Origin of the sequence: Paenibacillus sp. IHBB 3054 (genome assembly GCF_051594305.1) — a bacterium.
Classification (GTDB): Bacteria; Bacillota; Bacilli; order Paenibacillales; family Paenibacillaceae; genus Paenibacillus_AQ.
On record NZ_JBOFBG010000019.1, the window covers coordinates 55536 to 82337 of the forward strand.

The following is a 26802-nucleotide window of genomic DNA, read 5'->3' on the forward strand; positions in this document are numbered from 1 at the left end:
AGCTTTCCCGGACTACGAGAAATGGATCGATAACATATTCCAATAGTACATAAATCCTGTATAGCCGATGCAGGCAATCGCAACGAAGCAGCGCGTCAGGGCAACGACTTTTCCTTTAACAGCCTGACCGGCATTCCGCCAGAGCAAATGAAGGGCAAACAGGACAGCCACCAGAGGTAGTGAAGAGACACCCCACGCATACCACGCCGGGTAGCCGAAGGTAATGGCCCCATTGCTGTAAGTCAGCTGAAGCAGCAGAAAGACGGACATGAGCAGCGAGATTGCAGTAATATGCAGCGATACAGTTCTGCGCGGCTTACGAAATAATCGCACGACATAACGGATCAGCGTGACTGCCAGCAGCGCAAGGAACAGTAATCCAGGGACAATGTACACGATGAGCAAGGTGGAAGGACGCTTCCAGAAGCCCGGCTCCGGTGAGAAGGTCGTCTCCTGGATGATGGTCATTTTCCAATTGTGCTGCTTGTCGATCAACAGCTGCATCCCACCCCCCTGTTCCTGAAACAATCCATCGGCAATCGGCACGAAGCTCTTCTCCGCCGTTTCTCCGCTCCCATCCGGGAATACTCCGCTCACAACCAGTTCTCCTTCGGCTGCTGTAACCTTGTAATTTCTGCCGCCCAGGAAATACAGCCATTTGCCCCAGCCATGCTGCGGAACCTTAGCAAAGGTATAGGTCCGCTCGTATTGCTGCAAATCCTCCAAGGAAATCGGCAATGGCGTCACAGCTTCCGGCTTTTTGGTTAAGAGCCCGGCAACCGCATCCGTAACCTTGTCGTAAGTTATCGCACCCTCTTCCCCATTGCTGACGATTAGAATGCCAAGCTTCTGCGAAGGGATAAGCTCCATTTTGGCGGCGAATCCTTCGATCTCTCCGGTATGCGTCAGCACAGTGCTACCATCTGCAAGATGTCCCCGATACAAGCCATATCCTACACCATCAACCTTCGGGTGCTCAGCAAATTGAGACTGCTGCATCATTTCAACGCTGTCAGGCTTCAACAATGCCGTCCCTTGATAAACCCCTTGGTTAAGTAAAGCGATCATAAAATGGGCGAATTCATCGGGAATCACACTCAGCGCTCCGGCCCCGAGGATGTGGGGGTAAGTCGAAGACACAGCATTGTACTTTTTATTGGAATACACATAGGATTTTGCCATATCCGGGCTGCTCTCGGGAACCGTCAGGCTTGCGCTGGGCATCTTCAGGGGACCAAACACATTCTGGAACATATAGGACTCTAGATCAGTACCAGCAGTCTGCTCTATTAAGTTGCCAACCAATCCCAGTCCCGCGTTACTGTATTCGTATTCCTGTCCCGGCTCCCGCACGGGAGGCTGCTGGCGGAAATATTGCCGCAGATATTGCTCTGCTGAAAGAGAGTCCTCCCGGGAGTGCCCCTGGATATTGTAGATGGACTCGTCGAGCCCGGCAGTATGGGTCAGCAGGTGATGCAGCGTAATGGGCTGCTTTCCGAAGGAAGGCAATTGATACGCGTGCAAAAAAGAATTAAGATCCTCATGCAGCGTCAGTTTCCCTTGCTCTACCAATTGCATAGCTGAGACGGCTGTTACCGTTTTGGTAATCGAACCTAATCGCATGATCGTTTTCGCAGGATCTACAGGAATGCTCTGTTCAACATCAGCATAACCATAACCTTTGCTGAAAATAATCCGGTCTCCCTGAGTCACGACTACGGCCGATCCGGGAACATGCCGCTTCTCAAGCTCCTCTTGCATAATAGGGTCTATACTCTGTTCAAGCTGGCTCGCCGATAAAGCGGCAGGCACGGCAGGTGTGGCAGCCGCTTCTGCTTCATGGCCCATGAAGACGTTCATCCCCAAGAAGACAAGCGGCACTGCGAGCAATCGCTGTAATCTGTTTTTCATTCTTGCAACCTCCAGCACTATAATGGTTCGTTCTGCTTTCAGCATACCGTCCGTTTCTGTCCTGAATCTTCCCTCAATCTTAAATTCATCTTAAGATCATAAAATACGGATCAAAAAATGATAGACTGATGAAATAGGACAACTTGAGAGGAGCGGAGCAGCAGATGAGCAGAACTGTTTTGCTGGCGGATGATGACCCGGATATTCTGGAATTGCTGAGGCTGTTTCTGGAGCGGGAGAATCTGAAGGTGCTGGAGGCACTGAATGGCATCGAGGCATGGAGTTTTATACGGGAGCAACGGGTTGATCTGGCAGTAATTGATATTATGATGCCTGAACTTGACGGTATTCAGCTGCTGAAGCTGCTCCGGACGGATTACAAAATTCCCGTTATTATTATTTCCGCCAAAAATGAGGACAGTGATAAAATTCTGGGACTGCAGCTGGGTGCGGATGATTTCATTGCGAAGCCCTTCAATCCGCTGGAGGTTATGGCCCGCATTCAGGCGATGCTGAGACGGACCTATGAATTTAACGAACCTACCGGCCAGGAGGACCCTGAGCCACCGGCTCCGCAGGAACGCACAGTCATCGGGCAGCTCGAACTGGATCACCTGGATTGTGTCCTGTACAAAGAGGGCCAAGACATACCGCTGACGGCGATCGAATACAAGCTGCTCACCACCTTCATGGATTCCCCGGGCCGGGTTTGGACCAAAAAACAGCTGTTCGAACAGGCCTGGTCTGATCCTTATTATGAAGATGCCAATACCATTATGGTACATATCTCCCGGCTGAGAGAGAAGATCGAGGACAACGCCAGACAGCCGGTGTATATCCGGACCATCCGCGGACTGGGCTACAAATTCGCCAGGAAGGATGAATTCCGGTGAAGAAAAACACGCTTTTGTCCAGGCTGGTCAAATCCTATATCTTGTTCGCATGTACACTGGCTGTAGTCGGCATAGCCTTTCTGATTATGGCTATTGATGTCGAGCAGGAAACCATTACGGTCTCCGTGCAGTGGCTGCTGCTCCTGCTTGTATTATTTGGCCTAAACGTCTTAATCTACAGTGTTTGGACAGCCCGGCGGATCACCAGACCCCTGGAGCAGATTGCCGGAGCCATCCGGGAGATGCGGCTGCGTAAATTTCATAAGCGGCTGGATATTCAAACTGGCGATAGCGATGAATTCGCCCAGGTGCAGATGTACTTCAATGACCTGGCCGAGTCGCTGCAGCGGACAGAAGCCGAAAACCGCAGGCTGCAGCTGAGCAAGCAGCGGATGCTTGTCGATCTGTCGCATGACCTCAAGACCCCGATTACTACTATTCAGGGCTACGCCAAAGCACTGCAGCTCGGAATGGCGGACAATGAGGAGAAAAGAGAGCAGTATTTGCAGCTTATCTATAACAAATCCCAGCTTGTCACCTCGCTCATCGACGATATTTTCCATTTGTCGAAGCTGGACAGTCCCGACTTTCCTGTATCCGTCAAGCCCGGCGATATCGCCGAGCTGCTGAGGGAAGCCGCGGCGGATTATTATCAGCAGTTCGAGGACAAGCAGTTTATGCTGCATGTTGAAATCCCGTCCCGTGAAGTGCTGGTATCTTACGACACCAATCTGATGCGGCGGGCCATCGCCAATCTTTTATCGAATGCGCTGCGCTACAATCCCCCCGGCACAGAGGTTACGCTCCGGCTTGAGCAGTCGGAGGATGTCGTGCGGCTAGCTGTAATAGACAATGGCGTAGGCATTTCCGGTGAACTGAAGGCTGTGATTTTCGACCCTTTTGTACGGGGCGACGCTTCCAGAAAACGGGACGGGGGCAGCGGACTGGGTCTGTCGATTGCCAAGCAGATGATGGTGCGGCAGGGCGGTGAGTTGAACCTGGACAACCGCCCAGGCCGGACTTCGTTTGAGCTGGTGCTGTACCGGTAAACAAGGTCCCGGATCAAGGACAGGGGATCGGTGAAAAACCCACGGCTTCATCTTCCTGCCAGCCTGCGGATAAGATTATCCTTGCGGCCTACGCCGGTGTTCACTCTTTTGGAGGCTCCCCAGGCGCTGATAACAACTCTGATGCAGTTGCTGATGCCGACTCTGGTAGTGTTGCCGACTTTGGAGCTGTTGCTGGCTCTGGTAGTGCTGATGACTCTGGTGCTTTTGCTGGCTCTGGTAGTGTTGCCGACTCTGGAACTGTCGCTGGCTCTGATAGTGTTGCCGACTCTGGAGCTGTTGCTGCCTCTGGTAGTGCTGCTGACTCTGGTGCTTTTGCTGACTCTGGTAGTGCTGCTGACTCTGGTGCTTTTGCTAGCTCTGGTAGTGCTGCTGACTCTGGTGCTTTTACCGACTCTGGTGCTTCCAATGCTCTAACCAGCTTTTCCTTGACCTCACTTAAGGGTCTTCCGCTCAGAAAGCCCTCCTTCGGTTCGGACCAGGCAAATCCGTCTCCCTCATACCGGGGGATCACATGCATGTGATAATGTCCCAGGTCATTAAACACTCCGCCGTTCTGGCAGATTGTAATTCCATCCGGCCGGAAGGCGCGCTTAAGCAGCTGTGACATGGTGACAGAGACACGCATAATGTGCGTTGAGGTAGCTTCATCCATCTCTTCAACATCCAGATAATGCTTCTTAGGCATAATCAGCAAATGTCCGTCATTAAACGGAGCGATGTCCAGCACACAGGCCACATACTGATCTTCATAAACAATTTGCACCTCCGGCTCCAGCCGGTTAACGATCCTGCATCCCAGGCATTCCATACCGATTCTCCATTCTACTAGGTTACTGCATCCCCCATGTGACATCCCTGCGCACCACCATGCATCATGCAATCATCTACTGCATTCTCTACAATAGAAATGCCTGCCATTACCTGAGATTCGCGTTCTGCTGCAGTTTGTGCAGTAGAAATCAGCGAAACCCCCTTATTATTGGCAAATTGAGAAATTCAACTGCAGGAAGTGCAGCAGATTGCCATTTCCAGCTCAAAAATCAGCCATCTGCTGTACTTTTTACAATAGAATGCTTTCAACCCCAGCCTTTCAAACTTCTAGCTTTAGCCCATCCAGCACTTTGCCCGCTGGGAGACGTACTCACTCGCATACGGCCGGCATAATCCTCCGCCCCCCGTTCTCCTTCATCCAGCCTCACTCCACCTAGCCTCACTCCACTAGCCTCTTCCCGCTTCATCCTTGCAGCGCCTTGCGCACGCTGAGGATATATTTGGCTTGGTCGAGCGGGTTCACACCCCGGCGGGTACGCTCGGCGGTGACGTCAGGCGGGCATTCCTCGTAGCCGGCAAAAAAAGACGTGAATGTGCTGCGCCCCTTCGTGTAAGAGCTCAGGGTCACCGGGTAATCAAGCGATGTCGCCAGCGGCAGCCGGCCCTCGATGATCATCCGCTCGCCCTGCAGCAGCGGCGGCTCGAAGGTGCCGCGCATCTGCACGAGGTCGTTCATTACACGGCCGCCGTTCTCCTCCGGCACGACAATGCGCACCTGGAGAATCGGCTCCAGCAGCTTGGTGCCGATTCGGTTCAGCCCGTCCATAATGCCCATCGGCGTAGCCACGGCAAAATCCAGAGGATGGGTATGCCACACATGATGGTTCCCCTCCACCAGCGTCACCTTCAGGTCGGTCACCTCCCAGCCGTAGAGGCCTTGCTGCAGCGCCTCCGGCACCCGGCGGGCCGTCTCGTTCTGGTACTGCGGCAGCAGATCCGAGCTGCGCACCAGCGATTCATACACCAGACCGCTGCCCGGTGGCCCCGGCTCAATGAGGAAGCGCAGAATCGCCCAGCACGGCTTCGGCATCGTATAGGCGATGAAGCCTTCACCCGCGCGGCTTGGCGTCTCTTTGTAAATCACTGACGGCTGCCCGAAGGTAACCTTCAGGTCGTAACGGCTCTCCATTACGCTGTCCAGCACCTCCAGCTGGATCGGGCCCATGACCTTGATATGCAGCTCCCGCTCCTCCTGCAGCCACTGGGCATCCAGCAGCGGATCTTCGTCCGCCAGCTCCTGAAGCGCGCCGATCACCTTGCGGTCATCGAATTCCGCTCCCCAGAAGACACGAACAGTCAGCAGCGGCACAGCCAGCTTCGCTTCCTGCGGAATGGCATCCGGCCGGCCCAGCACATCACCGATCCGCACGCCGGAGAGCCCGTATACTACGGCGATATCTCCGGCCTCGAGCGCCCCGACATCCTCCGTCCGTCCACCCTCCACCTTGCGGATCTGCGTCACTTTAGCCTCTACATTCTGTGAGTAGTTCTTTACCGTATCACGGTTGCGTATCGTTCCATCATAAAGACGGACAAAAGCCATGCGGCCCATGCTTTTATCGCGCTGAATGTTGTACACGATGCCGGACACCGGCTGCTCCGCATCCCCTCCAGCCCGGGGAAAATAATCGATCATCGCGTCCAGCAGCTCCGTAATGCCGAAGCCTTTAGCCGCGACGCCGTAGACAAGCGGGAACATCCGCCCCGAAGCCGCTTCCGCCTGCAGATGTTTTTTCCATACCCCAAGATCGGGGGAACCACCTGACATGTAGAGCTCCAGCAGCCGCTCATCTCTTTCGGCTAGCTCCTCAAGCAGCTCCGTCCGTGCCGCCGCATCTGCACCTGCCTGCCATAAATCTGAGGCACCCGTGTATTCCTGCTCTTTGCCGACTGGCTCCTGGACCGGAATAATATCGCCGGACAGGTAGGTACGCGCCTGGGCCAGTACAGCCCCCGGCTCAGCGCCGACGCGGTCCATTTTGTTCACAAAAATCAAGGTCGGAATCCCCAGCTTGCGCAGCGCATTCCAGATCATCTCGCTCTGAGCCTGCACACCTTCCACCGCCGAGAGGATCAGCACCGCGCAGTCCATCACGCGCAGACTCCGCTCCACCTCGGACAGAAAATCGACGTGGCCCGGAGTATCCACCAGATTAACCTGCACCCCTTTCCAGGCAAATGAAGCCAGCGCCGCCCGCACCGATATTCCCCGTTGCCGCTCGACCTCCATCGAATCTGTCATAGCCGTCCCGCTATCCACACTGCCCAGCGCGCGAATCCGCCCGCTTTCATATAAAATATGCTCCGTCGTGGTCGTCTTTCCCGCATCGACATGGGCAAAGATCCCGACGTTAATCCGCTCCATTCCCTGCTGCTGAATCATCTATGTTCTCCTGTCATGATCTGAAAGTAGTAAATATAGCGCTATCATCCTTAAGTGTACTGCGAAATGGCTCTTTTGTTCAATTGCAAGAGACATAGCGGTATGAGTTGCTAACAGCGCTGGTGAAGGGACCAGAAGCATCCCTGCACCTTCCGGCATCCCCGCTTCCAGACTGGTTCATCCCCAATGAGAGGGGTATGTAGTTACTGACAGAGCAACTTTTAGGAGGAATTTATTAAGGCAGGCCAGGTCGCTTTTATGAAAATGACTGCACTGGAGCTGGCGCAATACGCCATCCGCGTAAATGCCGTCTGCCCCGGATCAATTGATACCAATATTGGGGATAATACGTACAAAAGCGATGCAATAGAGGAAGTAAAAATCCCCGTTGAGTTTCCGGACGGCAGTCATCCGCTGGAGCAAGCTCCCGGCAAGCCGGAGCAGGTAGCCAATCTGGTGCTGTTTCTTGCCTCGGACGAGTCCTTTCATGTCACGGGGACGGAAATATTTGTGGATGGTGCCGAGTCGCTGCTCCGCGGATAAATGCTTAAATTACATTTAATTTGAGCTACCCTGCAACATTTTGCGGCATTCTGCCATCTAAGAGAATAAGAGGTGAGGCACAATGAAGAAGAATCAATCATTCCAGATGAACGCTAAAAAACTAACCATAGCGTGCAGCATTCTGGCAGCAAGCTTGTCTTTGGGAACATCGGCATTTGCATTTTCCGATTTGAACGGCCATTCCGCCGAAGCCAAAATCAATACTTTGCATAAGGACGGGATTATCAACGGAGTAACCAGCGACAAGTTCGCACCGAAATCAAAAGTAACCTTCGCCCAGGGCATTCAGTTTATCGTAAGCGGACTGCAGCTGTCCCCGCAAACCACTGGTAAAGCTAGTGATTACTTTGACAAAGTAAAGGACAAAGCCTGGTATGCTTCCGCATTCGTAGCCGCCAAGCAGAACGGCCTGTCTTTGGACAAAACCGTTGATCCGAACAGCACGATGACACGCGCCCAGTTCGCTCATTTGCTGACCCAGGCTTTGCAGAGCAAGGGCAACTTCCCGGTAACGATGATGTTTGCCAATATTTCCGATGGCAGCAAGCTATCCACGGCGGAAATGAACAGCCTGCAGATTCTGGTTAACACACATATCGTTACCCTGGAGAAGAACAACACGTTCCGCCCATCAGAAGCCGTTACCCGCGGGGAAGCAGCGGAATGGCTCTTCGAAGCAGCTAAATTCGCCAAGGAAGTCATTGAGCCGGATGGCGGAACAACAGCTCCTTCTTATAATTATGAAACGGCAGTGAAGCTGGAAAAAGCCGCTGACGGAGTAAACAAAGTTACAGTGACCGTCAGCAACCTGCCGCATCCGGGCTATGGCCTAAGCATCGACCGGATCGAATTTGGCAAGAACAAGACAGCCGTCATCTATTACAGCGTAACCCAGCCGGATCCCGGCAAAAGTTACGCACAGGTGATCTCGGCAGCTTCCGTAGTCACCTACTTGCCGGAAGGCTATACGGCGACAGCCCAGCCTGTAACCGGCACTGCCGGTTCCTCAGTATCCTCCAGCAGCGTTCAATAATTTGCCGCTGCTGAACAAGTGGAAACGGCTTCGCTGTCCTCAACAGGACGGTATCCGTTTCAGCGAGAAATAGAAGGATAATTTATAGCGTGAAGCATATAAATTCTTATATTTGAACAAAATCACCCCAACGGGTGAATAGCTTTCTAGCCAGCGGTTATTTATCCGCTGGCTTTTCTTTTCTCACCTACAGAATCTACCATCCCACATCATACGCAGTCATCGTCAATCCATATCTCAGGCTCTTCCTCCCATGGCTCCCGCAGATCCCTTTCATTAAGCTTATCCTGTTCGTTCTCTTTCCCTGTCAGACTCATTGATAAACTCCCCTTGAGCGATCCCCGGCAACTAATCTATGAAAAAGCTTCCGCTTTTGAATAAAATACTATATTATATAAAATTAAATGTATATTAAAAATATATTATGTATATTAATTCATCACACGCGATGTGATTATGACATAATCATGGTAGCATTGCCGTGCGAATCTATTGGAGGGATGCATAAACCTGCAGACGCTGGAGTAGTCCGTTTTACTAGAAAGCCTACAAATAGAGAGAACTACTGGGAGGTAAATGATGTCTAAGAAATTATTATCCTTATTAATCGCGTTAACCCTGACGTTGTCCGGAATCCTTCCGGCAGCCTATGCCGGTGAAGTTGCCGCTGAGGTACAGCCTCAGGTTTTAACTGCACCGGCATCCACGGATTCCGGCTTATCATCTACGGTTTCCTCGGAAGTCTATCAAACTTCTGTTCCTTCAGTATCGACAGCAGTCTACCAAGCCTCAATGACCGAGGCCAGAACACTGCCGATAACATTGACCCTTCCCGATGGTCTGACAGCAGACCAAATCACCTGGAATTTTGGCAGAACGGCGGAAGAGATGAAGCCGCTAACACAGTGGAAAAAATGGAACAACGCTTCTAACGTTAGAGCATATACGGGTGACCCGTTCGTAAAAGTAAGCTATGAGACTGTCTCACCTTCTACGGTAACCGCTCTGGTATACTTCGATATGCCATTCGGCTCCAACCTGTCACTTAGCGGCATCCGGGCCGAGTATGTGAAGCTTGCGGGTGTATACAACCTGACGGCGGCCGCACCTGATGATGATGTGCTGGTGCAGCAACAAGTGAAGCTGAACCCGTATGATACCTATCATACATATGATGAGATCAAACCGGCGATTGATACCATTACTGCCGACAGCAACAATAAATATGGCCGTTATGTGGAGTATCAGCAGATCGGAACGTCCACACAAGGACGGGCGATCCACTTCTCCATCATAGCCAAGGACAAAGCGTCCGTAGACCAATATTTGAATGAAACACTGCCGCTGATGAACAATGATCCTGCTGCATTGCAGGAGATGATCAAAAACGGCCAGTTGCAGGACTATAAAGTGCCCATCTGGCTGAACAACATCCATGCGGATGAAGCCAATGGCGTAGACGTTATTATTAAGTTTTTGGATACGCTGATGACCGAGAAAATCGTAAACTATGATACGACCAATGCTGACGGCAATATCGTTCCCGTTACACTGGACATTGACAAGGCGCTGGACAATGTAATATTCCTGCTCGACTATGTGGAGAATCCGGATGGCCGTGTTTTGAACACACGTGCGACTTCAACGCTGCTTGACCCGAACCGCGACAACTCCTACCAGACCCAACCGGAGACTCAGGCTGTTACAGCACAAATCGCCAAGTGGACCCCGCTGAGCTTCCTGGATATGCACGGGTTCGTGAGCGGCTTCCTGATCGAGCCATGCACACCACCGCATGATCCGAACGTCGAATACGATCTGGTCATGGACAATTTGATTGAACAGGCCACAGCAATGGGGAATGCCGGGATCGCCAACACCAAATATGAGGAGTACCACATTCCTTATCTGGAAGCTGAGAAATTAAAGAATGACCCGGATTATGCCGATCCTTATGGCAATGCTACCGGATGGGATGATGCTTCACCGGCTTACACTGCTGTCTATGCGATGCACCAAGGTGCCCTTGGACATACCATTGAAGTGCCGGAGCTGAACGAGGATTCCCTGAACGCCTTCTATTATGCAACTCTGGCTGCCACTAACTATGTGCAGGACAACAAAGAGAAGCTGTTCCTGAACCAACTCGAAATCTTCAAACGCGGCTTGAACAATGAAGACAACAAAGCAGTTGACCCGTATTTGGTAAACGCTAAATATGAATCGGTCGGCCGTGAGCGTGAAACGGAAGAAAGTAACTTTTTCCCTGAATATTACGTGCTTCCAGTAGCCAAAGATCTGCAAAAGAACGTGCTGGAAACATACAAAATGGTGCAATACCTGCTTCGTAATGGAGTGAAGGTAGAGCAGACAATTACTCCGGTAAACGTGGATGGCGTCACTTATCCGGCAGGAACCTATGTGGTGAACATGCATCAGGCCAAACGAGGCTATGCCAACCTGGTTCTGTATGACGGACTGGATGTATCCGACTTCGATGCGATGTATTCCGACACCGTACAGAATTTTGCGGACATGCGGGGATTCGACCGGTACATCAGCCGCAGCGCTGGTGCATTCTCCGGCAAGACACAGCAAGTTAGCAGCATCGTCATTCCAACGACAGATCTGAATCAATACCGTTTTGAGCAAAATTACGTCATCCGCAACAGCAACAATGATGCGATCAAAGCGGTTAACGATTTGCTTGCGAACCAAAAAGCAGTAACCCTGCTCTCGAACGATGGACCCGGCTATGAAAAAGGCAGCTTCCTGGTCTCCAGATCAAACCTGAGAACAGTAGCATCCAAATACTTGCTCGACCTAGTGCCATTCAGCGCATCAGGTGACAAGACAGGCAAACTGCTCAAGCCAGTGAATGTTGGCATTGCCGCAGCACCTTCCTTTATCGTGGCCGATCTTGGATTTAAGGTAACTTCCGATGCTGCTGCGGCAGACGTCCTCGTCAATACAGGTACAAACCTGATTGCCAGCGGCAAGCCGTTCATCGGATATGGACGTACAATGCTCAACAGCCTTAAATCTCTGAATATCTTACCGGGCCTGGATTACTCCAATCCGGTGAACCAATCGGACAGATCCGCAGCACATGAAGGATTGTTCAAAGCAACCGTCTCGCAAGACAGCGTAATTACTGCTCCTTATGCAGACAATGAATACCTGTATACCGTATCTGCCGCTTATATCACGGCTGTTCCGGAAGGCGCTGAAGTGCTGGCGGAATACGGAACGGGCGACGATTTCTTCAAAGCCGGCTGGTGGCCGAACAGCGATGCTGCCAAGGGTCAGGTGCTGGCATTGGATTATCAAACGGACAGCATTCATGTGACCTTGTTCGCGAACGATCTGCTGAACAAATATCATCCGCAGAACCAGTTCAGATTACTGGCGAACGCGATCTATGCCTCCGCTCCGGCAGCTACTGAAGCAGACGGTATGGATAATGGTGCGCTTGAGCCGGTTCCGGCTACACCGACTTACCCGGATACTAGTGTGCCAGCTCCAACCGCAACGCCAACCGCAACACCGGCTCCAACTGTAGTTCCGGCTACACCACAGCCGACAGCTGCACCAGCTCCGGCGGTCAATTTCACGGATCTTGGCACAGTAGCCTGGGCAGAAGCTGCTATCAAAGAATTGACGGCTAAAGGCATCATTAGCGGTGTAGGCAGCAACTCATTCGCACCGCTCAAAGAAGTGACCCGTGCTGAATTCATCACCATGATCGTCCGCGCCTTTAACCTGCCGCTGGAGAACGTTTCGGCTGACTTCAGTGATGTAGCAACTTCGAATTGGTCTTACAGCTATGTTGCTGCCGGTGTCAACAGTGGTCTGATCAACGGTGTTGGCGGAGGCAAGTTCGAGCCTAACCGCTCCATCACGCGTGAAGAGATGGCGATCATCGCCGCGAACGCACTGACGAAGTTCAAAGGCAAATCGGTTACCGATGCTGATGCGCTGCTTGCGAACTTCAAAGACAAATCGAGCATTGCTTCCTATGGTAAAGACGCAGTTGCTCTGCTTACCCAGGAAGGCATTGTGAAAGGCATGACAGCCGACACATTTGCGCCAAAAGGTATTGCCAACCGTGCGCAAGCCGCTGTCATTATCAGCAACATCATCAACCTGCAATAGTCCGAAGGGATGATTGCCGTGAATGTGAACAGGGATGCCCCCGGCCGCAATGGCTGAGGGCATCCCTGTTTGTCGTAGAGTAGTTACGTATCACCCGGGTAAATGAGATTACTGTAAGCGAAAGTTCCGCGTTCTCCATTTGACTGCCTTTATCCATCTCCCAAAATCCACATTGCAATAAGATTGCATCTGGAAGTAATTGAAACTTGCTCCGGGTTGATTCGTAAGTTTTAAGATAGGTCTTGAAGTCTACTGATTAGATGAACTAATAAATCATACTTGCGTAAACACGTAGTTATGTGCACTAGTGCAGTAAATCGAAACTGATGAGACCTGAAACGAAGACACCCCACAGCAGAGAGGAGCTATCATTAGTGGAGTATTACCGCAAAAGTGTAGCAGACAGTTTACAGGATGTGCAGAGTTCAGCTAACGGGCTTACGTCGGCAGAAGTCGACAAACGCCTGCAAAATGATGGTTACAATGAATTAAAAGGAAAGAAAAAAGATCCCATCTGGAAGCTTTTTCTTGAAAACTTCAAGGACCCTATGGTGGTCGTACTGCTTATAGCGGCCATCGTCCAGATTGTTATGGGACAAGTTATGGAGTCGCTTATCATTTTTCTCGTGTTGATTCTCAATGCAGTTATAAGTGTTATCCAAACCCGTAAAGCGGAGAGTTCACTCGACGCCCTGCAGCAGATGTCAGCACCCGAGGCCAAAGTGCTGCGGGATGGAGCTTTACAAACCGTCCCTGCAAGGGAGCTTGTTCGCGGTGATATCGTATTGCTGGAAGCCGGCGATTTTGTACCTGCCGACGGCCGGATTATAGAATCGGGAAGCTTGAAGATAAATGAAGGCATGCTGACCGGGGAATCCGAGGCTGTTGAGAAACATACGGATACCATCCCTAAGGAATCTCCGCTCGGAGACCGCCGCAATATGGCGTTCAGTGGTTCCTTGGTTGTATATGGCCGTGGAACCCTTATGGTAACGGACACCGCACTGACTACCGAAATCGGAAAAATTGCTGAACTCATTGAAAGCGCCGAAGCCAAGCAGACGCCGCTGCAACGCAAGCTCGAAACATTCAGCAAGCAGCTGGGCGTAGCCATTATACTGCTGTCCATTTTGATCTTTGCCATCCAGGCCGGACGTGTTTGGCTGTCGAATGACACAGTGGATACAACGGAGGCCATCCTGAATGCGCTAATGTTTGCAGTCGCTGTAGCAGTCGCTGCAATTCCCGAAGCTCTTTCCTCGATCGTAACCATTGTCCTCTCCGTAGGTACGAACAAGATGGCTAAGCAACATGCAATTATCCGTAAGCTTCCGGCCGTCGAGGCCCTTGGATCAACCAGTGTCATCTGTACGGACAAAACCGGCACCCTAACCCAGAATAAAATGACGGTTGTAGATTACTTTTTACCGGAAGGTGACCGTGATCAATTCAACAAGCAGCCCGATGAATGGTCTGAGGAAGCCCGGCGTCTGCTACATATTGCTGTGCTCTGTAACGACTCTAACATTAATGAGGATGGTAAAGAGCTGGGGGACCCGACAGAAGTGGCACTTATTGCCTTCAGCAACAGTAAGAATAGAGATTACAGGGAAATACGCGACAATTTCCCCCGCGAAGCCGAACTTCCTTTTGACTCAGACCGCAAGCTCATGACTACCCTGCACACGTTTAACGGGCAAAAAGCAATGATTACCAAAGGCGGGCCGGATGTGCTCTTTGGTCTATGCACGCATGTACTGTTAAGCGGAAAAGAAGTGCCGGTGACCCCGGAAGTTCTCGAACGTTTCATCGAAGCCAATGAGGAGTTCTCCAGCAGAGCACTGCGTGTACTTGCCTATGCTTACAAAACTGTGCCAAATACGGTCACTGAAGTCGGACTGGAGGATGAACAAAATCTGGTGCTGGTAGGTCTGACAGCTATGATTGATCCCCCGCGGGAAGCCGTCTACGGCGCGATCGCAGAATCCAAGAAGGCTGGAATCCGGACCATCATGATTACTGGTGATCATAAGACAACCGCACAAGCGATCGGTCGCGATATCGGCCTGATGACAGAACATGAAATTGCCGTAACCGGCCAAGAGCTTGATGTCATGTCCGACGAAGAACTCGATCATAAGCTTGAGCAGATTGGTGTGTACGCCCGAGTCTCCCCGGAAAACAAGATCAGAATTGTCCGGGCGTGGCAGCGGAAAGGCAAAATAACAGCCATGACCGGTGATGGCGTAAATGATGCTCCTGCCTTGAAGCAAGCGGATATCGGAGTTGCCATGGGCAGTGGAACCGATGTTGCTAAAGATGCGGCTGCCATGATTTTGACCGATGATAATTTTGTATCTATTGTCAATGCTGTATCTGTGGGCAGAACGGTATTCGACAATATCAAAAAAGCGATCGCCTATTTGTTTTCCGGCAATCTGGGTGCGATTATCGCCATCCTCTTTGCCCTTATCTTCGACTGGATTAATCCCTTCACGGCGATACAGCTTCTATTCATCAATCTGGCGAATGATTCTCTGCCCGCCATTGCTCTCGGTATGGAAAAACCTGAACCTAATGTGATGAGCAGAAAACCAAGAGAACTCAAGGAAGGAATTTTCGCCGGAGGAATGATGCAGGCTATTATTACCCGTGGTCTGCTTATAGGGATAGCCGTAATCATATCCCTGTATATCGGACTTCAGAATTCACCTGATATGGGCGTAGCCATGGCGTTCACAACCCTGATCTTGTCTCGTACACTTCAGACCTTTACCGCCCGCTCGAACAGTCAAACTTCTATTGAAGCTGGCTTTTTCAGCAACAAATACGTCATTGGAGCCGTGCTGGTCTGCTTTGCCTTTTACGGCATCGCGGTTCTGCCTGGAGTCAGAGAAATCTTCTCTATTCCGGCTTCGTTCGGGATGTCAGAGTGGCTGATTGCAGGCGGCCTGGCACTCGGTGCCGTCATCCTAATGGAATTGACGAAGCTGGTTCGCAGAGCGTTCACAGCCAAAGCAGTTGAAAGAGCCCGCCCATAGGGATATCTCAAAAACTATGTAACTCCCACTAAAGCAAGCTGAAATGGATCACAATACAGAACAGAGATTCTCCTATGATGGGTAATCTCTGTTCTTCTCTTCTGATTGTGGTTTGAGTTCATCTAAGGCTTTTATGGCGTCCACTGATCGTGAACGATGCCTACAAGCGCACGATCTTCGCCCATCTTCTCGAAGACCAGCCGCAGGCTGCGCCAGTCCATGCCTTCGACGGAAGGATCGATACCGTCGATATGGTACTCCACGAAGTCGTGAGTTTCCTTCGGATAAACTTCGTTGATATTGTTGACTGTCGTTCCTTGCCCCAGTCCTTTATTCAGCGCGATTTCGGCATCACCGGCAAAGTCTGCATCATATACAAACTGCTTAAAGTATTCTGCAAAAGTCAGCGCAATCAGTTCACCTGAACCGGCGAACTCCCGCCACTCATATTTCGTGTTGTCTTTCATTACCCCCTCTAGCTTATCACGGGTAAAGACCAGGTCCTTCTTGGGGTCGACATATGCATAGGGCGAAAAGCGGACGCCTTTATCCGGGTGAACCCAGGCCGCGAGCGACTCCATATCACTGTTCTTCAGCGCCTTCATTACCGTTGCGGCAGCTTCCAGTGCCGTAGGAGGCATCCCTTCCTCAGGTTCCGCCGGTGCTGTCGGATCAGCCGATTCTTCCGGTCCAGTGCTTGCCTCCGGGCTGGAAGTCGGATCGGTTTGAGCTTGTTCCTGTGACTGCTGCGGTGCCAGTGTGGCCTCCGGTTCTGCTGCTGGTGTCGTGCTGCAGGCTGCAAGGAGCAGCATTGCAGCCACCAGTGCGAACCTTCCAAAAGTTCTTGCTGTGTACATGAATTCCCTCCTTATCCTGCTGTCATTCTTAATTAGACGCTTCACAACTTGTTAAAGTTGCAAATTAAAGAACCGGCTGCACACCCCTTGAGAGGCATGCAGCCGGTTCATTTGATATAGAATTATAGGCTATTCTTCATCATATGCCGCAAGTGCCGCAGGAAGCGATTGAACCACAGTATTCCCTACTGCCGGAAGTCCCAGCAGAACAGCACTGATGATTTCTTCTCTGCTGACACCCAGAGCCTTGGCCTGCTTCACGTGAAAAGGAAGTCCGCTCTCAAGTCTGGCCACTGCAAGCACCGCAATGTAAGCCAGCGCTTCCGTTCTGGAATCCAGCTTGCTTGCAGCCCCCAGTCCCTTTACAGCCTGCATCCACGCCTCCTGATGTGCCGGAGCTTCCTTACTGAACATTTGAAAAGCGTTGCTGATTAAAGATTTGTCATTCATTTCTTTCACCCCATCCTAGTATTTAATGTTAAATTACTCCATCTCCCGATCTAAGAGCTATCAGAAATGTCACTAGCAAAACCGCCAGTGTCTTTCCTTCAGGCCTCATGCTGTCAGAACATCACTTCCTGCTTTTATAAATACGGAAGATCATCTATAATTTTGTTCAAATGCACAAGCTTTAATCCTAAGACCACAACTGAGCATAACCGGCTTGGCAAAGGAGGAACCCGATTGTTTGAGCTTTCCGAAAAGCAGGCACAGGAAATTGTAGATAAAATGATGATGGACATCCCCTATAACATCAACATTATGAACGGGAAAGGGGTCATCATCGGCAGCGGAAAAAAAGAACGGGTCGGCACCATTCACCAGGGGGCAGTCAAAGCACTGTCCACCGGAATAATGGTCGAGGTCTGGGAGGATGGACGTTATGAAAAAAAGGGCACCAATGAGCCGATTGTTATAGGCGATGCGCCTGTGGGTGTGATTGGAATTTCGGGCAACCCGGATGAAGTCCGCCCCTTTTGCAATATCGTAAGAACGACAGTCTCTCTTCTGATTGAACAAAGAAATACGCTGGAGGATCTCGCCAATGAAGCGAGCCGCAAGAAAGCGTTCCTGGAACTGCTGCTGGCTCATCAGGGAGCCTATTCGCAGAAATTACGAAAAGAAGCAGCCGCTTATCACATCGATCTGCTGCTCAAAACAACGGTCCTGTATATCAAGAATTTTATACCGGCAGAGCAGAATGCCAAGATTCTGCTGCCAAGAGAACACCTGGCTTATGCTGGTCCAGAACCAGCAGGACTGCAATCTGCTGATCCGGCAAATTCTTCATAATCAGCCGCATGTGCTTCTGGCTTCCGGTAAGCAGGAGGCCAGCATCGCGGAGAGCTACCGGCAGGCGAAGTCGGCCATGGGAATCCTGCTGGCGCTGAAGCCCTCTGCGCAGACCATCCATTTCGAGGAGGCCGAATTTCTGGTGAAGCTGAGCCATGCGGAGCTGACGGACACTCTGAATACCACCATCAAGCTGGAGGATACCGCCGATTTACTGGAGACACTAAGGAGTTTCATCAACCACAATTGCAGTGTCTCGCATACGTCGGAGGCGCTGAACATTCACCGGAATACACTGCAGTACCGGCTGAAACGGATTGAGAGCCTCACCGGCAAAGATCCGCGGAATCTGCTGCAGCTGTTCGAGCTCACCTACGGATTGCTGGCCTTGTACAAGTAACCTAAACTTCAGAGCTGCTGCCGCTCATCTTCCGGTACCTAACTGCAGAAGGCCCCGAAGAATTTCTTCTTCGGGGCCTTCTGCATTCGTTATTCGCTTAACTTCAGCACTCTCGCAATATTCTCACAGGTCCGTTCGACATTGGCCGGACCGTCGTTTAGCAGCTTTTCCAGTTCAGCCGCTCCCGGAACAATTCCGAAGATGGCATCTATGCCTTCCGCATAGAGCGTGTCAATCCCTTCACCGATGTAACCGGCTAAGGCAATGACCTTCTTACCGCCTGCTTTGGCGGTGCGGGCCACTCCGTACGGTGTTTTACCGAATTTGGTCTGGAAGTCAATGCCGCCCTCGCCGGTGAACACAATATCGGCAGCGGCCAGCTTGTGCTTGAGGCCGGTATACTCAATAACGATTTCGATTCCTTTCTGCAGAACTGCCTGTGTAAATATCAGCAGTCCCGCGCCAAGTCCTCCGGCAGCTCCGGCACCCGGCAAATCGCGGATATCCTTATCCAGCTGTTTGTTTACGATTTCCGCATAATGGGCAAGATTCTCATCAAGCTGCAGGACCATCCCGGGTGTAGCCCCCTTTTGCGGGCCGAACACCCGGGATGCGCCTTGCTCCCCGCACAGCGGGTTGGTGACGTCACAGGCCACGATCAGCTGAACCTGCTTCAGCCGCCCGTCAAGAGAAGCAATATCAATGCTTGCCAGCCGGTCCAGACTGCCGCCGCCGCGCGGAAGCTCATTCCCCGCTTCATCGAGGAATCTGGCCCCGAGCGCCTCGGCCATCCCTGTGCCGCCGTCATTGGTCGCGCTGCCCCCGATGCCGATAATGATATTGCGGATGTCCCGGTCAAGACATTCCCTAATCAGTTCGCCGGTGCCATAGGTGGTGGTGATAAGCGGGTTTCTGTCCGCCTTGTCCACCAGATGAATACCGCTTGCCGAAGCCATCTCAATGGCCGCCGTACGGCCGTCGCCGAGGATGCCGTACTTCGCTGTAACAGGTTGCCCCAGCGGTCCCATAACCTCTTTGGTATAAATTTGCCCTCCGGAGGCATCGACAAGCGATTGGACCGTTCCTTCCCCTCCATCCGCCATAGGAACATGTATATATTCAGCCTTGGGATAAACCTTTCGCAGCCCCTTTTCCATCGCAATGCAGACTTCCTTAGCGCTCATGCTCTCTTTAAAGGAGTCCGGTGCCAGTACAAAGGTTTTCTCTCTCATTTCCTCACCCCATGTTTGATATTAGAATAAAAATCCGTAAATAATCGTCGCCACAAGCGTCATCGTTCCGCCGACAATCGCCTCGTAAGGGACCAGCCCTAACCGCTGCTTGATCGTCATTTTCATACTATCCGCCGTTACATGGAAGTAGTTCCCCTGCGGAAGAGAGTCAATGACAGTGGCTCCGGTATGGACCATTACTGCGGCTGCCAGCGGAGCGGTGCCCATATCGAGAATGGCTTGTCCGAAGGAGCCTGTAGCCAGAATAACACCCGTTGAGGTTGAGGCGGTAGCCGCCGCCATCAGGATACCGGAAATTGGTGCCAGGAAGGTGCCGGATATACCCGAAGCCTGAATCAACTGAACCACCTGGGTCGACAGATCAGAAGCCGCAATCAAACCGGCTATGCCTCCTGCACCAATCAGGATCAGAACAGTTGCTGTCATTTTGTTCAATCCGGACGAGCTGTACTGCAGGATCTTCTTGCCTTGGCCCATAGCCAGCATGCCGATAATCCCTGCAATCGGCAGGATATATAATGCATCCACCTTGAAGTTGGACAATGCCTCAATTCCGGATAACGAGCCAATCGGATTGATCATCAGCAGAATGACCGCAACGAGCGGTGCAACAATCGCCTGATGAAGCGGCGGATATTTGGAGGTGTCGGCGGTGTTGTTCACCGCCTCCTGGTCTGTGACCATAATCCCTTTTTTCTTCAGAAGTGAAGCGACAATAACGGTTACGATCAGACCGCACACTGCCGGAATCAAGCCGGCCAGCATCACGTGGCTCAGGTCCAGATCGAACCCGCGGGCCGCGGCTATCGTATTCGGATTGGGGGAGATAATGTTCCCCGCTTTACCTCCGCCCGATAGGGCAAGCAGCAGCGCCATCTTGGAAATTCCCATCTTATTGCCTACCGACAAAGCAATAGGAGCCACAATCAGCACCGCTACGGGAATGAAGACACCCACTGCGGTAATAATCATCGTTGCTAGGGCCAAGGCCAGAATGGCTTTGCTGCCACCGAATTTTTTGACAATCGCCTGGGCAATGGTCTCGGCCGCCCCCGATTCCATCATTACCCCTGCCAGGACACCGGCGGCGAGCACACGCAGCACCGTGCCCATTACACTTTGCGTACCGCTTACAAGAACAGTTACCGTCTGCTCCAGATTGGCGCCGCCGATCAGCGAACCTGCAATGGCCCCCAAAAACAACGCATATACGGGATTCAGTTTTCTTAATATCAGAATAATAGCAATTGCCAACCCCGCCAAAGCGCCATACCAGCCAATCATTAATCCTTCCATTGTTATGCCTCCCATTGCTCTTGTTGAACACGCTTTCATTGTAACGCTTACCATCGCCAAAAAATATTGATAATCGGACGAAATGCATTGTGCAGTTGAACAACGATTTTCCCAATAACTAGCTGGAGTATTACATGCTGTAATGCTTCAGCGAATAAGCAAAAGCGCGTACAGAAGAATTCCGACGGGTTGAGCGCCCACGAATTATGCACTAAGTTTCGTTCGATTTGTACACTATTTTCCAAAAAAGTTATAAAATTTATACCGAAGTCATAATAAAAAACCGCATACGCGGTTTTTCGTAAATCGGTATAGTTACAAACCATGTTAACAAAAGCTTCCCTGGTTCCAGGCTGGGCTCAGCGCTTTTTCGTCGTTTCGGTTAGGCCAAGCAGACCGGGTTGGCGACTTATTTCCTAAAATGAGGCATTCCCGTCCGTTCGCCTCTATTCTTACTGGGCCGTTAAAATCAGCGGTCCGTCCGCCGTGACTGCGATCGTATGCTCATATTGCGCCGACAACTTGCCGTCGGCCGTTCTCGCCGTCCACTCATCGTCGTCGATCGTGATACGGAACGTACCTTCGTTGATCATCGGTTCAATCGTAAACACCATGCCTTCCTTTAACCGAATGCCTTTGCCGGCTACGCCGATATGCTCGTAGCTCGGCTCCTCGTGCAGGCTCCGCCCGATCCCATGCGCCAGCAGATCGCGTACGACCGAAAACCCGTTCGCTTCCGCATGCTGTTGAATCGCCGACGTTATGTCGCCGAGCCGGCCCCCGGGGAGTGCCCGGGCAATCCCCAGATCCAAGCATTCCTTTGCCACCTTCATTAATTTTTGCGCCTCCGGCCGGATATTGCCCACCGCATAGCACCAGCACGAATCGCCGAACCATCCGCCGTATTCCACGACGATGTCGAGCTTAAGCAAATCGCCGTCCATAAGCACCTGGTTCGAAGGAATGCCGTGGGCCACCACATCGTTGACCGAAATGCAGGTTTCGGCGGGGAAACCATTGTACCCTTTCGTAAACTGCTTGCCGCCCAGCTTGGTGATGTGTCTGGCAACAAAGTCATTGATTTCCCGGGTGGTGATTCCAGGCTCGATCAGTTTGGCCGCCTCGCGGTAGCAGTCCGCAATGATTTGGCTCGCCGGCTTCATCTCTTCGATTTCCCTAGGGGATTTTAAAATGATCATCTTTTGCTTATTCGCTCCTTATCCATTCTATAATTTTAAAAACCGGACGATATCCCTGGCCTCCTCGTGCAGCTTTCCGCGGCGAAGCGAAAGCGAGGCGCAGCCGACCAAGGCAGCCAGCAGCATTTCAGCATGCTGTAGCCGATACGGCGGCCCCGCCGCGTTTCCGCCGGAAGCGGCAGCCCCGTCCGCCGCATGCCCGGTTTCCAGCAGCGCGGCAAACGGCGCGAGCACCTCCCGGCGAAAGGCGGCCGAGAGCAGGGCCGAGCGCGCTTCAGGCAGCGAGGCAAAGTCCTCACTGGCCTGCTTATGCAGCAGGTACAGGGCGTGGTCCTCCGCCCAAAGCTGCAGCAGCCGGACGCCGGCGGCGGCGACGGGACCAAGCTCTGCGGCAGCGGCCGTTTCGCGGCTTCCGCTTCGGGAATCCGCGGCAGCCAAGTTCCCAGTGTCCGCCACAGCAGCCAAGCCGAAATGCCCGCCCGCCGGCGCCTCCCCCGAAGCCGAAGCACGCGGGAACTCCAGCGGAGCCTTCAGTTGAGCCTCCAGCGGGACCTTCAGCCGTGCCTCTAGCGGAGCCTCCAGCCATCCCCCGGCCCGCTCCACTGCGTCCCATAACAGATCGTAGAGCAAATCGCCCTTATTGCTGTAATAATGGTACACCGTGCCATAGCCGAGTCCTGCCTGCGCGGCCACATCGCGGATCTCCAGTAAAGGCCCTTTATTCAAAAACACATCGGCAGCGGCTTTACGAATTTGCGCCAGACGCCGCAGCCGGATCTCTTCGTTTTGTTCCTTCGTGCGTGGAGTCATCTCGTCCGTTCACCTCTTTTATTATTGACCTGCTCTTATGTCAATATAAAACATCGGCTTGCGAATTACAAGAGATTAGCTCGAGGATTTCCAGCTCAACCTAGAAATCAGTGCTTGACCAACGGGTCTACTAGATGTAAGGAGAAAATAAAGTGCTAGACTGAAAAATAAAGTGCTACACTCAGCAAATAAAGTTGTAGACTGAGAAAATAAAGTATTAGACTGACCATGCTTAGTGAGATGGATGCAAAAACGGCGGTTTTTGAGCTAATTGGATAGTCAAAGAAATCATTTTAGGATTCAAATTTATGTAGACTTTTCGGCACTTTTCTTTCATTCCTGTTTGTGCCGACTTAGTTCGGAATGGAGATTATTATGAAAAGAGTTGGAATTATTACTCTTTACTACAAAAACTATAATTACGGTGGCCAACTTGGAGCTTATGCACTGCAAAAAGCTATAGCTAAGTTAGGATTTCATTGTGAGCAAATTACATTCAAGTGGCTAAATGAATACACCTTGCAAGCATATGAAAGTGCTAAAGGTGCTGAACATTTTAGGACTTTTTCCGAAAGCATTCCCCACAGCGAACGCTTATATACAGTATCTGATATTGCAGAATGTGTTGATGATTACGATATTTTTGTTTGCGGTAGCGACCAAATATGGGGTTTACCATGGGTTATTTCCGATGACATTTTACCCTGTATGGCACTTTCTTTTGTTCCAGCATCAAAAACGAAAATTGCATACGCAGCAAGCATGGGAGGAGCAGAAATAGGGCCCGATCGAAAAAATATCCTTGCTCCACACGTTAATTCCTTAGACTTTGTTTCTGTTCGTGAAAAAAGTGCAATCCCTTTTGTGAAAACGATGAAAAATGGAGAGGTTACTCATGTATTGGATCCAGTAATGCTTCTTGATAAATCCGAATGGGATGATATATCTGCTACTCCGCCAGAAAAATCCTATATACTCACTTATGATTTACGAGATATTACAGGGGTTCAGGAATACGCTGAAGCACTTTCAAAAAAGTACGGATACGAGATTATATCTCTTGCAACTGCTGGAGCAGCTACGGTTGGTCCGAAGGAATTTGTAGGGTACATAAAACACGCTAAGTATTTTATTACTAGTGCTTTTCATGGGGCTGCTTTTGCCATTTTATATAAGGTTCCATTTTTGGTTTTCCCGGTATCTGATAATCCACAAGACCCCAAATCAATGGATTCAAGACTGATAGCTCTGCTGGATACGTTTGGCTTATCTTCTTGCTATGTTTATGATACATCAAATATTCCAAATATTGCTGATGTTACTTTTCATCATATAGACGAATCAAAAACAAGTGCATTTCGTCATAATTCACTTCAATTTCTTAAAGATGCTTTGGAATCTTAAAATAAACCAAAGCATGTGTGCGCTAGGCAAGGGCATTCTACAAATGCGGATGAGTGTTGTCAAACATGAAGGAAGGGTTAAGTTATGAATGGAATATTTGACGAATTTTGACCTTTATATTCAAAAGACAATTATTTACAGAATGCAAACCCTTAAGAGTAGGTTTGTTATACAACATATGGATTTGGTTTGAATGACAGACTCATTCTTTAAAATAGGGCGTAATCCCTCTTGAATATAGGTTCTCCACTAACTTGAAAAATTCTTCTGACGATAAATCCTTTTGACGCTGGAGCCAAAGACGAAATAAAGAAAGGGAAGTTGTCAGGTAAAACTCAATGAAGTATGGCGTTAAGGAATGGTTTTGCGGAACGTTTAATTCTAATTGATCCAAACTGATTTCTTTTTTTAAGCGTTTTAAAAAACGGACACTTCCATAATCACCCAAAAGGGCATTAAGAACCAGGAGATGTTCCCTTTTGTCCAGACAATAGAGCGTATCTTGAACCGTATGCATCGATAGCTCTTTATTCGCCAATTCTTTTTTCATGTCATTCATTAAGTCATTTTCAACAGAGTCTAACAATTCGTAAATGTCAGTAAAGTATTGATAAAAGGTGCTGCGGTTATATCCTGACTTATTCGCAATTTCCTGAACCGAAATTTTCTCAATCGGCTTTTGGCTATATAACTCACAAAAAACTTCTACAAACTTTTGTCTTGTTTTCTCCGTTATTTGGGGTTGCTTTTTCATGTTTCCCTCCTACTAGCGAATAAGAATATCATCCGACAAATAATAAAAAACTGATGGTTGATCAAGGAATAATGAAGATTTATAATCACATCATACAACATGTTGTCTGATAATCAAAAGGAAATGTTAATAAGTAGGGGTGGTTTTAATGTCAGCAAAACAAGATAGAATTCTAATTTTTGGTGCAGGTGTCATCGGGAGCATGTACGCAATTAAGCTTATTGAAGCAGGGTTTGACGTTAGCCTGTTTGCACATTCTAATAGATTTAAATCATTAAGAGAAAATGGCCTGCAATATAAAGAAAAAGGTACAGTTAGATCGATACAAGTGAATGTCATTGATACGCTCGAAAATGACGATGTATACGATTTTATTTTCGTTACCGTTCGTTATGATCGGTCCGAATCAGCGTTGTTAGCGCTAAAAGATAATCAAAGCAAAAATATAGTTACGATGACTAGTAATTCAATTGGATTTTCTTCGTGGCTGGATATCGTAGGGGATAGACTTTTACCAGCTTTTCCCGGCTTCGGCGGACAGATTAAAGATGGAGTATTGCATGCTCGATTTCCACCAAAGATTATAGTGGCAACTGCATTTGGAGAAATTAATGGTGTAGTGACAGAACGCATAGAAAACCTCGCAAAATTATTTAAAACAGCAAAGCTTCCCTACGTTATTAAAAAGGATATGCAAGCGTATCTAATAACACATTCCGTATCAGACATTGCCATGTTGAGCTTTTTGCATTCTGAGAATAAGATAATTGACAAAAAAACAGCCAGAACCAGAAAGACGGCACGCAAAATAACAGTCACTTTAAAAGCGTATCTAAGGGCAATACAAAAAGCTGGCGTTTCAATTGATCCTCCAATGCTTAAAATGGTGCTTAAATTTCCAAACTTATTTTTGGATCTTTTCTTTATGACATGGCTACGAACTAAAATGGTTAGGGATATGATGTTGCCGGATTATGCGAATAATGCTAACAATGAGATTGTGCAGCTGAGTAATGATTTAATGAAATTTTTAAGTCAAAATGATATCAAATCGGAAATACATGTTCAGTAACGTTGTTAACTCAACGACTCTAGTCTAAGACTTTATTTTCACAGAACACTAGATTCGTTCTGCATACGATCTACGGGACCAGATTCATTGAATATAAAAGCAAAAGCGGCTGCCGCGTCCAGTAAATATGGGCGCACACAGCCGCTTTCATGGTTATGAGAACAGTTAGTTGAGAGCGGGAGTAGACCGGACCTCTCCTGTCATTGATTAAACTTAATTATGGTTAAACACGAATACAATAGAAAAAAACTACAAATGATCATTGAAGTAATGCTCAAAATCAAGTATTTGCTCTTGTTTGAAATAAAGCTACCGGATACGGGTGCATTTTTGCTAAAACAAAAGGACAAAACCGCTAATACGATCCCAAAAGCTGCTAAATAAAACAAATTATTTTTATTTCCGTAACTGTCTATATTTGAATTGAAGTCGATATGTAGAGGGATACTTCGAGGAATTCCTCCCCAGTATATATACAGCAGCAAGAAGTTTACTACAGTAATCATACTAGATACCAGCAATGAGACTTTTTTTATTCTCACCATAAGTTCCTCCTCAAATTTTATCTTCAACTCCAATTCGA

The 26802-nt window shown here is 49.8% G+C and carries 20 protein-coding genes and 1 pseudogene; 10 read left to right on the forward strand and 11 right to left on the reverse strand.

Annotated features, from left to right (window positions below; translation table 11 throughout):
* Positions 1–12 precede the first annotated feature (12 nt).
* Entirely contained in the window at positions 13–1911 is a 1899-nt protein-coding gene (locus tag ACQ76X_RS20235; protein WP_438495630.1) for a serine hydrolase, read from the reverse strand.
* A gap of 164 nt (positions 1912–2075) precedes the next feature.
* Between ACQ76X_RS20235 and ACQ76X_RS20240 the strand changes: the two genes are divergently transcribed.
* A complete protein-coding gene (locus ACQ76X_RS20240) occupies positions 2076–2804 on the forward strand; it encodes a response regulator transcription factor (protein ID WP_340894390.1) in 729 nt (242 codons plus the stop codon).
* Positions 2801–3853 carry a sensor histidine kinase gene (locus tag ACQ76X_RS20245; RefSeq protein ID WP_438495631.1) on the forward strand — a complete coding sequence of 351 codons (1053 nt, stop codon included), beginning with the start codon at positions 2801–2803 and terminating at the stop codon, positions 3851–3853. The genes ACQ76X_RS20240 and ACQ76X_RS20245 overlap by 4 nt, the downstream gene beginning before the upstream one ends.
* Positions 3854–3953: 100 nt before the next feature.
* Here the strand turns inward: ACQ76X_RS20245 and ACQ76X_RS20250 are convergent, their stop codons facing one another.
* Together ACQ76X_RS20250 and ACQ76X_RS20255 are read right to left on the reverse strand one after the other, a co-directional pair.
* Entirely contained in the window at positions 3954–4682 is a 729-nt protein-coding gene (locus tag ACQ76X_RS20250) for an HIT domain-containing protein (RefSeq protein ID WP_438495632.1), read from the reverse strand.
* 426 nt (positions 4683–5108) lie between these two features.
* Entirely contained in the window at positions 5109–7088 is a 1980-nt protein-coding gene (locus ACQ76X_RS20255) for a GTP-binding protein (protein WP_438495633.1), read from the reverse strand.
* Between the two features lie 237 nt (positions 7089–7325).
* On the opposite strand from ACQ76X_RS20255, the pseudogene ACQ76X_RS20260 reads away from it, so the two are divergent.
* The 4 genes and pseudogenes from ACQ76X_RS20260 to ACQ76X_RS20275 form a co-directional block, all read left to right on the forward strand.
* Positions 7326–7631 (forward strand): annotated as a pseudogene (locus tag ACQ76X_RS20260) (SDR family oxidoreductase); the annotation flags it as partial.
* A gap of 82 nt (positions 7632–7713) precedes the next feature.
* Positions 7714–8685, forward strand: a complete 972-nt coding sequence (locus ACQ76X_RS20265; protein ID WP_438495634.1) for an S-layer homology domain-containing protein — start codon at positions 7714–7716, stop codon at positions 8683–8685.
* Positions 8686–9264: 579 nt separating this feature from the next.
* Complete coding sequence (locus ACQ76X_RS20270; RefSeq protein ID WP_438495635.1) at positions 9265–12840, forward strand: M14 family metallopeptidase; 3576 nt, start codon at positions 9265–9267, stop codon at positions 12838–12840.
* A gap of 374 nt (positions 12841–13214) precedes the next feature.
* Positions 13215–15881 carry a cation-translocating P-type ATPase gene (locus ACQ76X_RS20275; protein ID WP_438495636.1) on the forward strand — a complete coding sequence of 889 codons (2667 nt, stop codon included), beginning with the start codon at positions 13215–13217 and terminating at the stop codon, positions 15879–15881.
* A 131-nt stretch (positions 15882–16012) separates the two neighbouring features.
* On the opposite strand, the gene ACQ76X_RS20280 is transcribed toward ACQ76X_RS20275, so the two are convergent.
* Positions 16013–16738 carry a hypothetical protein gene (locus ACQ76X_RS20280; protein WP_438495637.1) on the reverse strand — a complete coding sequence of 242 codons (726 nt, stop codon included), beginning with the start codon at positions 16736–16738 and terminating at the stop codon, positions 16013–16015.
* Positions 16739–16867: 129 nt separating this feature from the next.
* Complete coding sequence (locus tag ACQ76X_RS20285; RefSeq protein WP_438495638.1) at positions 16868–17188, reverse strand: carboxymuconolactone decarboxylase family protein; 321 nt, start codon at positions 17186–17188, stop codon at positions 16868–16870.
* 234 nt (positions 17189–17422) lie between these two features.
* Here ACQ76X_RS20285 and ACQ76X_RS20290 point away from each other — a divergent pair, with 234 nt between their 5' ends.
* On the forward strand, positions 17423–18031 hold the full coding sequence (locus ACQ76X_RS20290; RefSeq protein ID WP_438495639.1) for a sugar diacid recognition domain-containing protein: 609 nt from the start codon (positions 17423–17425) through the stop codon (positions 18029–18031).
* Entirely contained in the window at positions 17976–18431 is a 456-nt protein-coding gene (locus ACQ76X_RS20295) for a PucR family transcriptional regulator (RefSeq protein WP_438495640.1), read from the forward strand. The genes ACQ76X_RS20290 and ACQ76X_RS20295 overlap by 56 nt, the downstream gene beginning before the upstream one ends.
* A gap of 89 nt (positions 18432–18520) precedes the next feature.
* Here the strand turns inward: ACQ76X_RS20295 and ACQ76X_RS20300 are convergent, their stop codons facing one another.
* The 4 genes from ACQ76X_RS20300 to ACQ76X_RS20315 all read right to left on the reverse strand — a co-directional run bounded on the left by ACQ76X_RS20300 (position 18521) and on the right by ACQ76X_RS20315 (position 22989).
* On the reverse strand, positions 18521–19663 hold the full coding sequence (locus ACQ76X_RS20300; RefSeq protein WP_438495641.1) for a glycerate kinase family protein: 1143 nt from the start codon (positions 19661–19663) through the stop codon (positions 18521–18523).
* Between the two features lie 21 nt (positions 19664–19684).
* Positions 19685–20980, reverse strand: a complete 1296-nt coding sequence (locus tag ACQ76X_RS20305; RefSeq protein WP_038586967.1) for a GntP family permease — start codon at positions 20978–20980, stop codon at positions 19685–19687.
* Between the two features lie 452 nt (positions 20981–21432).
* The gene (gene map / locus ACQ76X_RS20310; RefSeq protein ID WP_438495642.1) at positions 21433–22179 is read right to left on the reverse strand and encodes a type I methionyl aminopeptidase; all 747 of its coding nucleotides are present in this window, start codon (positions 22177–22179) and stop codon (positions 21433–21435) included.
* A 27-nt stretch (positions 22180–22206) separates the two neighbouring features.
* Complete coding sequence (locus ACQ76X_RS20315) at positions 22207–22989, reverse strand: TetR/AcrR family transcriptional regulator (protein WP_438495643.1); 783 nt, start codon at positions 22987–22989, stop codon at positions 22207–22209.
* Between the two features lie 375 nt (positions 22990–23364).
* Between ACQ76X_RS20315 and ACQ76X_RS20320 the strand changes: the two genes are divergently transcribed.
* Positions 23365–24393, forward strand: a complete 1029-nt coding sequence (locus ACQ76X_RS20320; protein ID WP_438495644.1) for a polysaccharide pyruvyl transferase family protein — start codon at positions 23365–23367, stop codon at positions 24391–24393.
* Between the two features lie 202 nt (positions 24394–24595).
* Here the strand turns inward: ACQ76X_RS20320 and ACQ76X_RS20325 are convergent, their stop codons facing one another.
* Positions 24596–25147 (reverse strand): TetR/AcrR family transcriptional regulator, encoded by a 552-nt coding sequence (locus ACQ76X_RS20325; RefSeq protein ID WP_438495645.1) that lies wholly within the window; start codon positions 25145–25147, stop codon positions 24596–24598.
* Between the two features lie 148 nt (positions 25148–25295).
* Between ACQ76X_RS20325 and ACQ76X_RS20330 the strand changes: the two genes are divergently transcribed.
* Complete coding sequence (locus tag ACQ76X_RS20330) at positions 25296–26219, forward strand: ketopantoate reductase family protein (RefSeq protein ID WP_438495646.1); 924 nt, start codon at positions 25296–25298, stop codon at positions 26217–26219.
* Between the two features lie 200 nt (positions 26220–26419).
* Here the strand turns inward: ACQ76X_RS20330 and ACQ76X_RS20335 are convergent, their stop codons facing one another.
* Positions 26420–26764 (reverse strand): DUF1648 domain-containing protein, encoded by a 345-nt coding sequence (locus ACQ76X_RS20335; RefSeq protein WP_438495647.1) that lies wholly within the window; start codon positions 26762–26764, stop codon positions 26420–26422.
* Between the last annotated feature and the right edge of the window lie 38 nt (positions 26765–26802).

What these genes read in the sequence shown, in the direction of transcription:
- ACQ76X_RS20235 (WP_438495630.1), bottom strand. Translation starts at nt 1,911, where the DNA reads ATGAAAAACAGATTACAGCGATTGCTCGCAGTGCCGCTTGTCTTCTTG.
- ACQ76X_RS20240 (WP_340894390.1), top strand. Translation starts at nt 2,076, where the DNA reads ATGAGCAGAACTGTTTTGCTGGCGGATGATGACCCGGATATTCTGGAA.
- ACQ76X_RS20250 (WP_438495632.1), bottom strand. Translation starts at nt 4,682, where the DNA reads ATGGAATGCCTGGGATGCAGGATCGTTAACCGGCTGGAGCCGGAGGTG.
- ACQ76X_RS20255 (WP_438495633.1), bottom strand. Translation starts at nt 7,088, where the DNA reads ATGATTCAGCAGCAGGGAATGGAGCGGATTAACGTCGGGATCTTTGCC.
- ACQ76X_RS20265 (WP_438495634.1), top strand. Translation starts at nt 7,714, where the DNA reads ATGAAGAAGAATCAATCATTCCAGATGAACGCTAAAAAACTAACCATA.
- ACQ76X_RS20270 (WP_438495635.1), top strand. Translation starts at nt 9,265, where the DNA reads ATGTCTAAGAAATTATTATCCTTATTAATCGCGTTAACCCTGACGTTG.
- ACQ76X_RS20280 (WP_438495637.1), bottom strand. Translation starts at nt 16,738, where the DNA reads ATGTACACAGCAAGAACTTTTGGAAGGTTCGCACTGGTGGCTGCAATG.
- ACQ76X_RS20285 (WP_438495638.1), bottom strand. Translation starts at nt 17,188, where the DNA reads ATGAATGACAAATCTTTAATCAGCAACGCTTTTCAAATGTTCAGTAAG.
- ACQ76X_RS20295 (WP_438495640.1), top strand. Translation starts at nt 17,976, where the DNA reads ATGCTGGTCCAGAACCAGCAGGACTGCAATCTGCTGATCCGGCAAATT.
- ACQ76X_RS20300 (WP_438495641.1), bottom strand. Translation starts at nt 19,663, where the DNA reads ATGAGAGAGAAAACCTTTGTACTGGCACCGGACTCCTTTAAAGAGAGC.
- ACQ76X_RS20305 (WP_038586967.1), bottom strand. Translation starts at nt 20,980, where the DNA reads ATGGAAGGATTAATGATTGGCTGGTATGGCGCTTTGGCGGGGTTGGCA.
- map (WP_438495642.1), bottom strand. Translation starts at nt 22,179, where the DNA reads ATGATCATTTTAAAATCCCCTAGGGAAATCGAAGAGATGAAGCCGGCG.
- ACQ76X_RS20315 (WP_438495643.1), bottom strand. Translation starts at nt 22,989, where the DNA reads ATGACTCCACGCACGAAGGAACAAAACGAAGAGATCCGGCTGCGGCGT.
- ACQ76X_RS20320 (WP_438495644.1), top strand. Translation starts at nt 23,365, where the DNA reads ATGAAAAGAGTTGGAATTATTACTCTTTACTACAAAAACTATAATTAC.
- ACQ76X_RS20325 (WP_438495645.1), bottom strand. Translation starts at nt 25,147, where the DNA reads ATGAAAAAGCAACCCCAAATAACGGAGAAAACAAGACAAAAGTTTGTA.
- ACQ76X_RS20330 (WP_438495646.1), top strand. Translation starts at nt 25,296, where the DNA reads ATGTCAGCAAAACAAGATAGAATTCTAATTTTTGGTGCAGGTGTCATC.
- ACQ76X_RS20335 (WP_438495647.1), bottom strand. Translation starts at nt 26,764, where the DNA reads ATGGTGAGAATAAAAAAAGTCTCATTGCTGGTATCTAGTATGATTACT.